Annotated in this window: 13 protein-coding genes and 1 pseudogene; 3 read left to right on the forward strand and 11 right to left on the reverse strand. The window is 48.0% G+C overall.

Features of this window, described 5'->3' with window-relative positions; genetic code table 11:
• Positions 1–54 precede the first annotated feature (54 nt).
• Entirely contained in the window at positions 55–714 is a 660-nt protein-coding gene (gene pcp, locus AZ66_RS08060; protein ID WP_044354361.1) for a pyroglutamyl-peptidase I, read from the reverse strand.
• A gap of 83 nt (positions 715–797) precedes the next feature.
• On the opposite strand from pcp, the gene AZ66_RS08065 reads away from it, so the two are divergent.
• The 3 genes from AZ66_RS08065 (at position 798) to AZ66_RS08075 (ending at position 5,732) form a co-directional block, all read left to right on the forward strand.
• Positions 798–1,250: a DUF441 domain-containing protein gene (locus tag AZ66_RS08065; RefSeq protein ID WP_021260612.1), complete on the forward strand. Its 453-nt coding sequence runs from the start codon at positions 798–800 to the stop codon at positions 1,248–1,250.
• Between the two features lie 606 nt (positions 1,251–1,856).
• Positions 1,857–3,593, forward strand: a complete 1,737-nt coding sequence (locus AZ66_RS08070; RefSeq protein WP_044354362.1) for an ABC transporter ATP-binding protein — start codon at positions 1,857–1,859, stop codon at positions 3,591–3,593.
• Between the two features lie 24 nt (positions 3,594–3,617).
• Positions 3,618–5,732 (forward strand): ABC transporter ATP-binding protein, encoded by a 2,115-nt coding sequence (locus AZ66_RS08075; protein ID WP_044354376.1) that lies wholly within the window; start codon positions 3,618–3,620, stop codon positions 5,730–5,732.
• Between the two features lie 82 nt (positions 5,733–5,814).
• Here the strand turns inward: AZ66_RS08075 and AZ66_RS08080 are convergent, their stop codons facing one another.
• The 10 genes and pseudogenes from AZ66_RS08080 to AZ66_RS08115 form a co-directional block, all read right to left on the reverse strand.
• Positions 5,815–6,003: a hypothetical protein gene (locus tag AZ66_RS08080; protein WP_044354363.1), complete on the reverse strand. Its 189-nt coding sequence runs from the start codon at positions 6,001–6,003 to the stop codon at positions 5,815–5,817.
• A 333-nt stretch (positions 6,004–6,336) separates the two neighbouring features.
• Positions 6,337–6,474, reverse strand: a complete 138-nt coding sequence (locus AZ66_RS31810; protein WP_197081671.1) for a hypothetical protein — start codon at positions 6,472–6,474, stop codon at positions 6,337–6,339.
• Between the two features lie 108 nt (positions 6,475–6,582).
• Positions 6,583–7,380 (reverse strand): ABC transporter ATP-binding protein, encoded by a 798-nt coding sequence (locus tag AZ66_RS08085; RefSeq protein ID WP_044354364.1) that lies wholly within the window; start codon positions 7,378–7,380, stop codon positions 6,583–6,585.
• A 2-nt stretch (positions 7,381–7,382) separates the two neighbouring features.
• Positions 7,383–8,273: an ABC transporter permease gene (locus AZ66_RS08090; RefSeq protein WP_044354377.1), complete on the reverse strand. Its 891-nt coding sequence runs from the start codon at positions 8,271–8,273 to the stop codon at positions 7,383–7,385.
• Positions 8,274–8,529: 256 nt separating this feature from the next.
• Positions 8,530–9,579, reverse strand: coding sequence for an ABC transporter substrate-binding protein (locus AZ66_RS08095; RefSeq protein WP_044354365.1), 1,050 nt, complete (start codon positions 9,577–9,579; stop codon positions 8,530–8,532).
• Positions 9,580–9,969: 390 nt separating this feature from the next.
• Complete coding sequence (gene sda, locus AZ66_RS33285; RefSeq protein WP_082061499.1) at positions 9,970–10,110, reverse strand: sporulation histidine kinase inhibitor Sda; 141 nt, start codon at positions 10,108–10,110, stop codon at positions 9,970–9,972.
• Between the two features lie 10 nt (positions 10,111–10,120).
• On the reverse strand, positions 10,121–11,554 hold the full coding sequence (locus AZ66_RS08100; RefSeq protein WP_021256967.1) for an NAD-dependent malic enzyme: 1,434 nt from the start codon (positions 11,552–11,554) through the stop codon (positions 10,121–10,123).
• Positions 11,555–11,592: 38 nt separating this feature from the next.
• Positions 11,593–12,729: a M20 family metallopeptidase gene (locus tag AZ66_RS08105; RefSeq protein ID WP_044354366.1), complete on the reverse strand. Its 1,137-nt coding sequence runs from the start codon at positions 12,727–12,729 to the stop codon at positions 11,593–11,595.
• 16 nt (positions 12,730–12,745) lie between these two features.
• Positions 12,746–13,564 carry an ABC transporter permease gene (locus AZ66_RS08110; RefSeq protein ID WP_044354367.1) on the reverse strand — a complete coding sequence of 273 codons (819 nt, stop codon included), beginning with the start codon at positions 13,562–13,564 and terminating at the stop codon, positions 12,746–12,748.
• Positions 13,561–14,184, reverse strand: a pseudogene (locus AZ66_RS08115) (ABC transporter permease); the annotation flags it as partial. The gene AZ66_RS08110 and the pseudogene AZ66_RS08115, both read right to left, overlap by 4 nt.

Below are 14,184 nucleotides of genomic sequence, written 5' to 3' on the forward strand. Positions count from 1 at the left end.
GCCGATTCGAATCCTCTTAGGATCTGTATCGAAAAGTACTATTATATCCTAAACTTAGGCTCCGTGTAACGTCCCTGCACTTTCGTTTGTGCTCTCCGCATCGTCTAAGTGAAGAATGACCGTTTCAAGCGCCTTCACCACATCATCCTGCGACATACTTGGCATGTTGGAATAACGAGCTGCCTGTACGGGCAAAAAAGGGATATGAATAAATCCACCGCGCTTATGATTTGGACCTTGCTGCTCATTAAGAAGGTGCATCAGCTGGTAAAATATCGCATTACACACAAACGTTCCCGCTGTATAGGAAATCGAGCAAGGGATGCCCTCTTCTTGTACAGCCGCGCGAATTGCCTTCAAAGGCATACGGGCCCAATAGGCAACTGGCCCATTCTCGACAATGGCTCCATCGGTTGGCTGCGCCCCATCATTATCAGGTATGCGTGCATCCTTCAAATTAATGGCTACACGTTCCAGTGTAATATCCGGTCTGCCTCCGGCTTGACCGACACAGATCACGGCTTCCGGTTTCACTTGCTCCATTGCTTCTGCCAGCACGGTTCCGGCCCGCTCGAACGAGGTTGGAAGCTGGATGGCATGAACGTCGTAACATCCAATACTGCGACCATGAAGCAGCTTAACTGCCTCCCAAGAAGGATTAATCGTTTCATTGCCAAATGGGTCAAACCCTGTGATGATTACTGTGTTGCTCATCGATACGCACCCCGCTCTGTTTTATTTTCAATATGTAGGAAATATGCTATTCTTGTCAACGAATGTGAAAGGAGATACATACCATGTCACAACTAGATATTTCATCCCTCATCCTGCTCGGATTTGCAGGACTCGGCATTGTAAGCGGCAATTCTACCGTTACGATCGCAATGGTCGTTCTTCTGCTGCTCCGCGTGACGAACATGCAGAGCCTATTCCCTTGGATTGAGAAGTACGGACTAACCGTTGGCATCATTATCTTGACGATCGGAGTCATGGCACCGATTGCAAGCGGCAAGATGTCCATCGATACGATCGCGCAATCCTTTATGAATTGGAAGTCGCTGTTAGCTATCGCCGTCGGAATCCTCGTTGCGTATTTGGGAGGCCGTGGTGCCCAATTAATGACTCAATCTCCAACTGTGGTCGCTGGTCTGCTCGTAGGCACCGTACTTGGCGTAGCCTTGTTCCGCGGTGTCCCGGTCGGTCCTCTCATTGCAGCAGGCATACTGTCATTGCTGCTCGGGAAATCATAACGATGACCTCGAATCATCTTCATCATACGATGATTCCTGATATACGGCAAATCACCTATTAGGGCTGTTTCGCTCATATAGCAGCTGTTTTAGCTGCCGCATATTAGCAGTTCAGCAGCGTATATGATCGATGGGATTAGGTACGTCAAATGTTAAATTTGTGCAACAAAATGATTGACAATATTTCATCCGCAGTGCTAGAATCAACAAGCAGACAGGACGATTACAATGAATCGTCCAACTAAATTTATGCAGAAAGGCAGGTAAACTCCATGTTGACAGTACAATTGCTAAATCAACACATTGATAACACAGCACAAGCAATTTCATATCAGTGGAGCCCTGCTGAACCGAGCGATCTGATTGGTTTCTAACGATTAGATTGAACGGAAGAATGAGTCCATTTCGATAAATCATAAGGTACTGATTGGATAATCGACAATCAAGTGCCATGATTGAATTCGGATCGTGGAATCAGGATTAGACAACGGGCGACACCGCTCGTACATATGACCTTATTCATCAAGGGATATCGTTTACGAACGGTATGCCCTTTTTTTATTGTCTTACGATCAATCTGCAACAAATGACAAAGGATGTGAATGTATGTTTTCCGTACTAGGAAAGCTCGGCTGGTTCTTCAAAGAACACAAAACGAGATACTTAATCGGGGTTACCCTGCTCATCGCAGTAGGCGTGCTTGAACTTCTGCCTCCCCGACTGCTAGGCATTGCTATCGATGATATCGTAACGGGAACGGTTACTTGGCAGTCCCTTACGAAGTACCTATTTTACATTCTAGGTTCCATGGTGATTATTTATGGAATTACGTACGTATGGATGTATCAGATATTTGGAGGGGCCAACCTTGTGGAACGCAAGCTGCGCTCCAAGCTGATGCGCCATTTCCTGAAGATGACACCGCCATTTTTCGAAAAGAACCGTACCGGTGACTTAATGGCACGCTCAACGAATGACCTGCGTTCTGTCGCGATGACAACAGGTTTCGGCATGCTTACGTTAACCGACTCGACCGCTTTTTTGGCTACTGTACTCGTTGCTATGCTTCTCATGCAGTGGAAGCTGACACTTGCAGTACTGCTCCCACTGCCCTTCATTGCCATTGCCATGAAGGTCTTCGGCAAGAAGATTCATGAGCGCTATACAATTGCGCAGGATGCATTCGGGAAGATGAATGACCAGGTGCTTGAATCGGTTGGCGGCGTGCGCGTACTCCGCGCCTACGTACAAGAGAAGTCAGATGAACAACACTTCCGCAACATCGTACAGGACGTGTATGAGAAGAATGTCGCTGTTGCCAAAATTGATGCGCTGTTTGATCCGGTTATTCGCTTATTTATCGGGCTTAGCTACATGATCGGGCTTGGATTCGGTGCTTATCTGATTATTCATAATGAGATGACACTAGGTGAATTGCTGACATTCAATATGTACCTTGGATTCATGATCTGGCCAATGTTTGCCATCGGCGAACTTATTAATGTCATGCAGCGCGGGAATGCCGCAATGGATCGGGTAAACGAAGTTCTTCATTATACCCCAGATGTACAGGATGCAGCGCAACCGAAGGAAGTCGAGACTCCTGCGACCTTTACTTGGAAGCATTATAAATTCCAGTATCCATCGTCGACAGTGCCTAATCTGGAGGACATTACACTTACGCTGCGCAAAGGTCAGACGCTGGGCATTGTCGGGCGTACCGGCAGCGGCAAGTCAACGTTCATTAAACAATTGCTGCGGGAATACCCGATCGGGAACGGTCAGTTCTTAATTAATGACGTGCCGCTCGATCAAATTCCAATGGATCAACTCCAGAGCTGGATCGGTTATGTGCCGCAAGAGCAAATTCTATTCTCCAAGACCGTGAAGGAAAATATTCTACATGGTTCAGAACATGGTACGGAACAAGATGTGATGAATGCCATTGATACAGCGTCCTTCACACATGATCTTCCTACCCTGGTCAACGGTATCGACACCATCGTTGGGGAGAAGGGTGTTGCGCTGTCTGGCGGACAGAAGCAGCGTGTGTCTCTGGCTCGCGCCTTCATTAAGGATCCAGAGTTGCTTATTTTGGATGATGCCCTCTCTGCTGTAGATGCACGGACAGAAGCAAATATTATTAAGAACATTCGCGAGCAGCGTGCCGGCAAGACGACACTCATTACAACACACCGTCTCTCCGCCATCGAGCATGCGGACATGATTATCGTCATGGATGACGGCCGCATCGTCGAGCAAGGTACGCACGAGCAACTGCTCCAGCAAGGCGGCTGGTATAAGGAACAATATGACCGCCAGCAATTGGAGTCGGGATTGTAAGAAGGGAGGAAATACAACTTGGAAATGGAACAACAAAAAGAAGCATCTCGTCATGTAGGGAGACGATTATGGCGCTATGCGTTGAAATATAAAGGCACATTCATACTTGCACTACTCATGTTGGCGCTGGCTGTGGCAGCAGAGCTGTCCGGCCCATTCATTGCCAAGACGATTATCGACAAGCATATATTAGGGGTTGAGAAGCCCTATTTTGAAGCCAATGCAACAGCAGAAGGTACCGTCACTTACAATGGCCGCACGCTGAAGCGCGAGGATCGCTTTGAACCTGGTGAAGCCAAGGGCGCTGAAGCACGTATCCTGCAGGTCGGCTCCCAATTCCTATTCGTGAATGGACACATTCCTGAACAAGCAACGGGTGAGCGGATATTCAAGGATGGAACCTTGACGATCGGAACGGGCGATAAGGCTTATAGCTCCCCTGCTGTCGCATTGTCTTTGCAAGAGATATTGCGTTTCTATGAACCGGAAATTGCAAGCATCGTGAGGTTGATGGCTCTCTATTTTGGCTTGCTCGTCGTCAGCATCTTCATGAGCTTCGGCAAGACGCTTGGCTTGCAAACGGCTGCGAACCGGGTTATTCGCACACTTCGCGGCGATGTCTATGCACATGTGCAGCGTCTGCCTATTCCGTACTTTGATAACTTGCCCGCAGGCAAGGTTGTCTCTCGAGTTACCAATGATACAGAAGCAGTGAAAGACTTGTTCGTCTCAGTGCTTGCCAACTTTACATCCGGGATTATTACGATATCCGGAATTTATGTAGCCTTATTCATTTTGGACGTGAGATTGGCGTTCGTCTGTATGTTCGTGCTACCGCTTATCGTTCTATGGGTTATTCTGTACCGTAAGTTTGCAACCCGCTATAACAAAATCATTCGCTCACGACTTAGCTCCATTAACGCAATGATTAATGAATCCATTCAAGGGATGCCTGTCATTCGTGCATTCGGCCGTCAGCGTCACACAATGGATGAATTCAATGCCATGAACGACGAATACTTTACGTACCAAAATAAGATGTTGAACTTGAATGCATTCACCTCGCACAACTTGGTTAATGTATTGCGCAACATCGCATTTGCGGTTGTGCTCTGGTATTTCGCCGGCGCTTCCTTGAGCGGCTCCGGCATCATCACGCTGGGTGTGCTGTATGCATTCACCGATCTGTTGAACCGCTTGTTCCATCCAATTATCGGAATGGTGAACCAGCTGGCCAATCTGGATTCATCCCTTGTATCGGCTGGCCGCGTATTCGAACTGATGGATGAGTATGGGGAGGAACTGGACGAAGGCTCCATGCCTCGCTATAAGGGGCATGTCGAGTTCGACCGTGTATCCTTCGCATACAAGGAAGACTATGTCCTGAAGGATATTAACTTTGAAGCGAAGCCAGGACAGACGGTTGCTCTCGTCGGCCATACTGGTTCCGGAAAGAGCTCGATCATGAACCTACTCTTCCGTTTCTATGACCCGCAAAAAGGGGAAATCCGCATCGACGGCACGCCTATTACAAGCGTACCGAAGCAATGGGTTCGTGAGCATATGGGAATCGTGCTGCAAGATCCGTTCCTCTTCACCGGAACAATCGCCAGCAATGTCAGTCTCGGCGATCCGCGCATTTCGCGTCAGCAGGTGGAAGACGCCTTGAAGGCCGTCGGCGCAGATCGAATATTGAAGCAGCTTCCGAACGGTATCGATGAGCCGGTTATCGAGAAGGGAAGTACACTCTCGGCCGGACAGCGTCAGTTGATATCCTTCGCTCGTGCTCTAGCGTTCCAGCCTTCCATCTTAATCTTGGATGAGGCAACTGCGAACATTGACACGGAGACAGAGGCTCTGATTCAAGAGGCACTCGATGTATTGAAGCGTGGACGTACCACATTCATCATTGCCCACCGCTTATCGACGATTCGCAGTGCGGATGTGATTCTTGTGCTGCATCGTGGTGAGATTGTAGAACAAGGCTCCCATGATGAGCTTATGGAACTGCAAGGACGCTACTATAAGATGTACCAGCTCCAGCAAGGTTCAGTCGCTGCACCTGTAGAGCATGCCGCTGCAGTTTCTTCCAGTACGAAGCTTGGAACGAGTTCGGCTTCTGCTGTCCCTACGACCTAATCGATCATACTCAATAAGAAGAGCGTTCACTACGTCTGCATAAGCAGACATGGTGAACGCTCTTTCTGATCGATACAATCATTTAACGCAGGGAACACTTATTTTTAATAAAGTGGATTTGATTCTCTACTCGATTGAGTTCCTGCTCCAGATCATAAGACACGCCTCCAATCGCCTTTGAACGAAGCGATTCAAGTTCTGCCTTAAGCTTCGGCAAATCGGTACTTGCCTGAGAGCAGGAATAGTCGCTCTCCAGATTCAGATGATCCATCGATTTGGCATCCTCCTTGAAAGGCGTTAGACAACAGGAACAGCAATACTTCATAACTGCAATGTCGAGGATAAGCCAACATGATTTCTGTATACATGCTTAATTGTTAATGCAGTTACTTATGTTTGCCTTTTGCATTATTGGCATCTGAAGTACGTGTCGTCGTATTTTGACGGGAATGTCCTTGTTGTTTATGTGCCATTTGTTTACACTCCTTTGTCTTGTGCTTTGTCGTCTGTCATCCATGAGTTGGGAGGGTCAGTATTGCACGCAAGTTATTCCTTCTTCCGGAAGTACGAGGCATCAGGCACCATGTAATGAATGAGTATCCGTCTAGCCTTGCTGCTTCGGAATCTGGTTCAAGCTTGCTGCACGGTGGGCAATCTTGCCGGTCTTCGGAGTTATCTGCTCCTCCATGACGCTGGCCTGATTCTGTTGCTGATGAATTCGCTGCGCTTTGTTATGCGGCATATCACTCACCTCCACTTATAGACTTCCCGCTTCCCCCACATTTATAACGTCTTATGCCGATCTAATTCCTGTAGGTTCTCTTCAAGTATCTTCAAACATATCTTGGGACTATCCTCCGAGCACAACCCGATCATCCACAAATTTCTCCCCACGAACACGCTCGAACTCGCGAAGCAAGGAATCTACCGTTAATGTCTGCTTCGACTTCGACGGAATATCAAGCACGATTTTCCCCTTATCCATCATGATAAGGCGATTGCCTAGCCGAATGGCCTGCTCCATGTTGTGTGTCACCATGAGCGTAGTAAGCGCTGATGCTCGCACAATCTCTTCTGTTAGACGGGTAATAAGCTCTGCTCGGCCGGGATCAAGGGCTGCCGTATGCTCATCAAGCAGCAAGATACTAGGCTGCGTGAACGTGGCCATCAATAAGCTTAAGGCTTGACGCTCACCGCCAGATAATAATCCCACCTTAGCGCTCAAGCGATTCTCCAAACCAAGCTTAAGTCTGGACAATTCCTCTTTGAACAAGGTTCGGCGAGCACGCGTAACACCGAATCCCAGTCCCCGTCTCGTTGCACGGCGCAGGGCAATGGACATATTCTCCTCAATCGTCATATCCGGTGCCGTTCCAGCCATCGGGTCTTGGAACACACGACCGATCCAGCGACTCCGGCGATGTTCTGACATGGATGTTACCTCATGACCATCTAACGAGACGCTGCCTACATCAGGTGCGATCACTCCGGAAATAATATTCATTAGGGTCGATTTGCCTGCTCCATTGCTGCCTATAACCGTAACGAAGTCGCCTGGTTGTAAATGCAGTTGAATATGAGACAATGCCATCTTCTCATCAGCCGTGTTTGCATTAAAAAACTTACTTACCTGATTGACATGCAGCATCTCTATTCACCGCCCTTTTGAATCATCTGGATAGCACGAAGCTTGCTTGCACGACGTTGATTCCATGACTTGCGAATCATCGGTATCGTTAAGGCAACAATAACGATAACTGCTGTGAGCAGCTTCAAATCGGTTGCATTCATTTGCATTCGCAAAGCAATCGCGATAATGACCCGATACAGCACAGCACCTAGCACCACAGCTAGCGTAGCACGCATGATCGTGCGATGGCCAAATATCGCCTCACCAATAATGACAGAGGCCAGCCCCACAACAATCATGCCTACCCCGGATTGGATATCCGCGAACCCTTGGGATTGCGCGACAAGTGCGCCTGATAGAGCAACAAGTGCATTCGAGAGACTGACGCCAAGAATAATCGTATTGTTGGTATGCACACCGAAGCTGCGAATCATCCGCGGATTGTTCCCCGTCGCGCGCAGTGACAAACCAATTTCCGTACGCAAAAACCAATCCAGACCAAATTTAATAAGCAGCGCAAATGCTCCCATTACCAAAAGCAGCGTAAATCCATGCGATAGAGGCGTCAGCAGCGTTTCATTCTGCATCAGGCCGATATTGGCCTTGCCCATAATCCGCAAATTAATGGAATGCAAGGCAATCATCATCAATATGCCAGATAGAAGTGCGTTGATTTTCCCCTTCGTATGAATAAGACCCGTAATCATGCCTGCAATTCCACCACCGAGAAATGCGAGCAGCGTGCCAATCCAAGGCGATATGCCCGAAGTTATTGATAATGCAGCGATCGCTGCACCCGTCGTGAAGCTTCCGTCTACCGTTAAATCGGGAAAATCAAGTATGCGAAATGTCAAATATACCCCTAATGCCATTACAGCATATAACACGCCTAACTCGGCTGATTTCAGCATCGCTAATCCAAATCCATCCACGAGCCATCGCTCCTTCCTCGATTCGATAAATGAACGAACGGCCCGCATCGAAATCAACCCGAACGACCACTATAATTGCGGTCGCCAAGCCGTTATCGTACAGGCCGTATGTAGTGCGGTAGTACGTCTGCCTGCTTACACTTGATGCGCGATTAGAACCTCATAGAACTGTTCGATAAAGCAGGATGCTGCTGCCTGACGTCTCCCGCGTGTGCAGAAGCAATGCCTGCCGTCGTTATTGGAATAAGTTCTCCGGCTTCACCTGCTGCTTCATCGCATCCGATACGTCGAATCCTTGAGCAGCTGCAGCCTTCATGTTCAACGCCAAATCGAGAGATTCAGGAATACGCGCAGGAACATCAGCTGGCTTCTTGCCATCCTTAAGGATTTCAACAGCCATCTTGCCAGTCGTATAACCTAGATCAAAATATTCGAAGCCGAAGGAAGCAACACCGCCGTTCTTTACTGAATCTTTCTCTGCAACGAGCACTGGAATCTTATTGTCATTGCCCACACCAATAACCGAGTTCAACGCACTTACGACTGTATTATCAGAAGGAACATAAATGGCCTGTACCTTGCCAATAAGCGATTCCGCAGCTTGCTTCACTTCCGAGCTATTCGTTACAGGAGCTTTGACAACCGATAGCCCGAGCTTTGTTAGAGCTTCCTCTGCTTTCTGGACATTGACAACGGTGTTTTGCTCGCCTTCATTCGCGATGATGCCTACTGATGCAATATTTTTGACATTATCCTTAATGAACTCCATCAGCTTGGAGATCGCTTCCGGATGCAGATCTGTCGTTCCCGTCACATTGCCGCCAGGGCTCTCCATGCTCTGCACGAGACCCGCTCCTACAGGATCCGTAACCGCCGTAAACAGCACAGGAATATCCTTCGTCTCCTTCGCTGCAGCTTGAGAAACCGATGTACCAATCCCTAAAATGAGATCCACTCCGCCCGTCGCAAATTTCTGCGCGATCGTAGCTGCATTTGTCTGATCACCCTGAGCATTCTGATAATCCAGTACTAAGTTCTCTCCTTCGACATAACCATTATCTTTCAATGCTTGAACGAAGCCTTTATAGGCTTCATCGAGGGATGCATGGTTGACAACCTGCGTAATTCCAATTTTGACTTTCTTGCCTTCAGCAGAGCCCGCAGCTCCTCCGCTTCCTTCACTAGTGGAATTATTGGCAGCTCCACCATTCCCACAAGCAGCTGCGAACAGCATCAGAAGCGACATAATTGCAGCCATCACAAGATGACGACGTGATTTCACCATGACCATTCTCCCTTTCTCATCATAAATTCTTGTAAACTATCATTTTCTTGGTTCACCACAACACTAATGTTGTTAGCAGTGGTCAATTCCTGTAACGATTTACCACACAAAAGCATAAAACCATAGAAGCTTAAAAGCATGATCCAAGTAACGCATTATAGGCATATTGTACCTACATATTCCAAATCGTCAATAATAACGTTTGATAAATATGGTATTTTCTAGTGTTTTATTTCATTTTTTTGTGTTTTTCCTCTACTTTTTAAATATTTGCTGTCCTACATATAAAACAGCCACCCTTTCAGACATCGTAGTTTGAAAGAGTGGCTGTCATGTATGATGGTTTTCAAATGTATTTCTAAGCATGAAACGCAAGCAGAACAAGGTGCATTAGGAAGCCTCGAGACTTATCCGCTTCCTACGAGATTCAATTTCAGCAAGAAGCATATAGACAAATGTAGCCTCCAATTGCATACGAACAGCTTCCTGATAAGCTTCTTGTAGAGATTCGTCGGTCAATAACGTGTACATAACGTGTAGATTATACCCCTTTGTTCACGTCTCTGTAATCACGTCTGCGTGCCACGCCATCCGCATAGGCCGCATCTACGACCGCATCACGAACTTTCGGCACAACTTGTGCATTAAAGACGCTTGGAATAATATAGAGTTCATTCAGCTCATCAGCAGGAACAACCTCAGCAATTGCATGTGCCGCTGCCAGCTTCATACGTTCTGTCACCTTGGACGCACGGCAATCTAGCACGCCGCGGAACAGCCCTGGGAAACAGAGAACATTATTGATTTGGTTCGGGTAATCCGAACGGCCTGTTGCAATAATGCGAGCAATATCTTCGATTTCGTCCGGATCGATTTCTGGAGTCGGATTGGCCATAGCAAATACGATTGGGTCGGAAGCCATTGTCATGACATCCTCTCTCTTCAATACACCTGGCCCGGATACGCCGATAAATACATCTGCACCTCGAATAACATCACTCAGAGAACCGCTCTCTAAGTTCGGATTCGTCTTCGATGCGTACCGATTCCAAGCTTCATTTTCATACACAGTATCGCGTACTAGCGCACCCTGACGATCGACACCAATGATATTCACAACTCCTGCTGTGAGCAGCATCTCCGTGCATGCCATTCCGGCTGCACCTACGCCGCACAGCACGATCTTGCAATCCTCGATCGACTTGCCAACGATGCGCAACGCATTGAGAATTCCCGCCAGCATGACTACAGATGTACCGTGCTGATCATCGTGGAAAATGGGAATATCCAATTTCTCGCTTAGTCTCTGCTCAATTTCAAAGCAGCGCGGTGCCGATATGTCTTCCAAGTTAATGCCGCCAAATGCCGGCGCAATCGCTTCAATCGTTCGTATGATTTCTTCCGTGTCCTGCGTATCCAGACAGATCGGGAACGCATCTACATTGGCAAACTGCTTGAACAGCATTGCCTTCCCTTCCATAACTGGCATTGCTGCCAATGCTCCAATATTGCCAAGCCCCAGCACTGCCGTTCCATCCGAGATGACGGCAACCGTATCCCGCTTAATCGTCAGCGTATAGGCGCGGTTAGGATCTTCGTGGATGGCCATACATACACGGGCAACGCCTGGCGTATACACGCGTGACAGATCGTCGCGGTTACGAATCGGTACTTTCGGGGTCATTTCAATCTTGCCGCCGAGGTGCATCAGGAATGTCTGATCCGAGACGTTCACGATCGTAACACCCTTCAGCTGCTTCAACCGCTGTACGATGCGATCACCTACACTGCCATCATACACATTGACCGTAACGTCACGTACTGTAAATGCCGGTGTGCCGCGAATGACGTCTATCGCAACAATATCCCCGCCGCTCTCGCCGATTGCTGCTGCAATCTGAGCAAATGTACATACATGCTTGTCAATTTCCATTCGAATAATAATATTCGTGCTTGAACCTAGTGACTTGGCCATGGCTTGCACTCTCCCCTGAATCAACTGCTTCCTTAACGTTACAGACGTTCCAGTATACTAGCCAACAATGCAGTTCGACGCGGCAATTCATGCAGCCAAATAAACTCCGACGGTGAATGTGCGCCATCTCCGCGCACACCTAGCCCATCGAGCGTTGGTGCTCCACATGCTGCTATGAAATTTCCGTCGCTTACACCGCCCGTGCTTGTCTCCTCCAACTCCAAGTTCAATTGTTCTCTCGCTGCTTCTCTAGCTATCTGATACAGCTTCGCAATCGAATCTGTCCGCTCCATAGGGGGACGATTCATGTCTCCAGTCAATCGGAGACGAACATCGGGATGAATTGAAGCAAGTCCATGAATCCTCTCTACAAATAGATTGAAATCTTCCATCGTCCGGACGCGCACATCAATGTCTGCTTCGGCATAATCGGCTACCACATTGGCTCCAATTCCACCGCTTATTTTACCAACGTTCACATGTATGCCACGTTCTGGGTCCGACATACGGTGAAGGTGAATAATTTGATGTGCTAACTCTTCGACAGCAGATACGCCCGATTCGGGATTAACTCCCGCATGTGCTGCTTGTCCCTCAACAGATAGATAGAATCGACCACTACCCTTGCGAGCTGTCTTCAATGCTCCAGTAGGCTCCATCGGCGGCTCTAGCACGAAGGCCGCCTCGCAGTCTCTCGCATAGAATTCAATCCATTGTCGCGAAGTTGGACTTCCAATTTCTTCATCACTATTAATTAATAACACAATTGATAGCTGTTCGGGAAGTCTGTTTGTAAATTGTAGAATTTTTATCGCAAATAATGCTTGGATCAAGCTCGCCTTCATATCATATACACCGGGCCCATAAGCCCGTTTGCTGTCTACGCGGAATGGCCTTCTCTTCGTCTCTCCCGCAGGCCATACGGTATCCGCATGGCCTACGAGCAATATGTTCCTCGGACCGCTGCCTACGCGAACGACGAGTCTATCTCCATATCTATCATTCGGGACTCGTTCTACTACTGCACCAAGTTCCTTCTTGAAGCAATTCTCATACCAATCTATCATCCGGTCGGTTAACTCTTTATTCGTTGATGGGGAATCCATATTCACACTCTGCTCCAGCAGGGCAAGCATTTCGGGCAGCCACCGTTCCAATTGCTCTATGAATTTCATATCTACTTTACCTGCCTTAATGGGATTGCGAATTGGAGCCGAACAAGCGATCCAATCCGTATACCCGTTCTAAGATGAAGATAAATACGAGACTTAGCAATATCATGATGGAAGAAATAGACGCGACAAGCGGTGTTAACGATTCCTGCATATAATTGAAGATAGCCATCGGAAGTGTTGTCGTTGATGGAGATATTAAGAATAAGGATACCGTGACATTATCGAATGACGTCAGAAACGCAAACACCATTCCTGAGAAAATAGCAGGCCGGATAACCGGCAGGGTAATGTCCCAAAACGTGCGAATCGGATTCGCACCTAGAATAGCCGCAGCCCGCTCCAATGTATAATCGAAGGAACTGAGCCCGGTCAGCACAAGCCGTACGACGTATGGTACCGAGATCAAGATATGAGAGAGCAGCAACCCCGTAAAGGTACCAGCAAGTCCAATTCTCGTAAAAAATAGAAGTGCAGATATCCCTATAATCAATGAAGGTACTGTCAATGGGGACAAGAGCAGCGCGTTGATCGCTCCACTCCCCTTGGGCTTATATTTGTGCAGTGCGAATGCAGCCAGTGTACCAATGATTGTCGCGATTACAGCTGTAATGGATGCCAGCTTCACACTTACCCAAAATGACTCAATGAACTCTGGACGGTCAAACATTTTCACATACCACTGCAGCGAAAAGCCCTCTGGTGGAAAGCGAAGCACCCCCGTCGAAGTAAATGAGGTGGGCACGATAATAAGGAGCGGCGATATGACCATTAGAACGACGAGAAACGTAATGATGCCAAGCGGCGAAATTCGAAATCGTTTCGATTCGTTCATCATGACGAGAACACCTCCTTATATCGTTTCGTCTCAACCAATCGTGTAAATAGAGCCACGAGGCCAAGCGTCGAGCCAAGAAGCAAAAAGGCAAGCGCTGCGCCAAGCGACCAATCATAGGCAGCCATCATCTTCTCATAGGCGATAACCGGCATTACCTTCACAGATGTCCCCCCATAAGTGCAGGCGTGACAAAGGCACTCATCGCTAAGCTGAACACAAGCGTCGTGCCGGCAAATATGCCAGGCATGCTTAGCGGCAGCGTCACACTGAAGAACATCCGTGAACGGGAAGCACCTAGTATCCCTGCGGCCTTATACAGGGAAACATCTACTGCATATAGGCTCGTTGCGATCGCAAGTACCATGTAGACAATTAATGAATCTGCAAGACCGATAACGACGCCAAGCTCGTTGTACAACAGACGCAGCGGCTTCTCGATTACTCCCAGCGAGATAAGGGTGTTATTAATGAAGCCATTGTCGCCTAAGATGACCACCCAACCGAAATTCCGGATGACGACGCTAATAACGATGAAGGAGAAATAATGAGAAACGTAATGAATCCCCGCATTTTGGGCGTTGCCTGCGCCATATACATCGCTACGGGATAACCAAGAAGCA

This window comes from Paenibacillus sp. E194, assembly GCF_000935845.1.
Taxonomy (GTDB): domain Bacteria; phylum Bacillota; class Bacilli; order Paenibacillales; family Paenibacillaceae; genus Paenibacillus_B; species Paenibacillus_B alvei_B.

Excerpts from the sequence above, each read along its gene's own strand:
- pcp (WP_044354361.1), bottom strand. The coding sequence starts at position 714 with ATGAGCAACACAGTAATCATCACAGGGTTTGACCCATTTGGCAATGAA.
- AZ66_RS08065 (WP_021260612.1), top strand. The coding sequence starts at position 798 with ATGTCACAACTAGATATTTCATCCCTCATCCTGCTCGGATTTGCAGGA.
- AZ66_RS08070 (WP_044354362.1), top strand. The coding sequence starts at position 1,857 with ATGTTTTCCGTACTAGGAAAGCTCGGCTGGTTCTTCAAAGAACACAAA.
- AZ66_RS08075 (WP_044354376.1), top strand. The coding sequence starts at position 3,618 with ATGGAACAACAAAAAGAAGCATCTCGTCATGTAGGGAGACGATTATGG.
- AZ66_RS08080 (WP_044354363.1), bottom strand. The coding sequence starts at position 6,003 with ATGGATCATCTGAATCTGGAGAGCGACTATTCCTGCTCTCAGGCAAGT.
- AZ66_RS31810 (WP_197081671.1), bottom strand. The coding sequence starts at position 6,474 with ATGCCGCATAACAAAGCGCAGCGAATTCATCAGCAACAGAATCAGGCC.
- AZ66_RS08085 (WP_044354364.1), bottom strand. The coding sequence starts at position 7,380 with ATGCTGCATGTCAATCAGGTAAGTAAGTTTTTTAATGCAAACACGGCT.
- AZ66_RS08090 (WP_044354377.1), bottom strand. The coding sequence starts at position 8,273 with ATGCTGAAATCAGCCGAGTTAGGCGTGTTATATGCTGTAATGGCATTA.
- AZ66_RS08095 (WP_044354365.1), bottom strand. The coding sequence starts at position 9,579 with ATGGTGAAATCACGTCGTCATCTTGTGATGGCTGCAATTATGTCGCTT.
- sda (WP_082061499.1), bottom strand. The coding sequence starts at position 10,110 with ATGTACACGTTATTGACCGACGAATCTCTACAAGAAGCTTATCAGGAA.
- AZ66_RS08100 (WP_021256967.1), bottom strand. The coding sequence starts at position 11,554 with ATGGCCAAGTCACTAGGTTCAAGCACGAATATTATTATTCGAATGGAA.
- AZ66_RS08105 (WP_044354366.1), bottom strand. The coding sequence starts at position 12,729 with ATGAAATTCATAGAGCAATTGGAACGGTGGCTGCCCGAAATGCTTGCC.
- AZ66_RS08110 (WP_044354367.1), bottom strand. The coding sequence starts at position 13,564 with ATGATGAACGAATCGAAACGATTTCGAATTTCGCCGCTTGGCATCATT.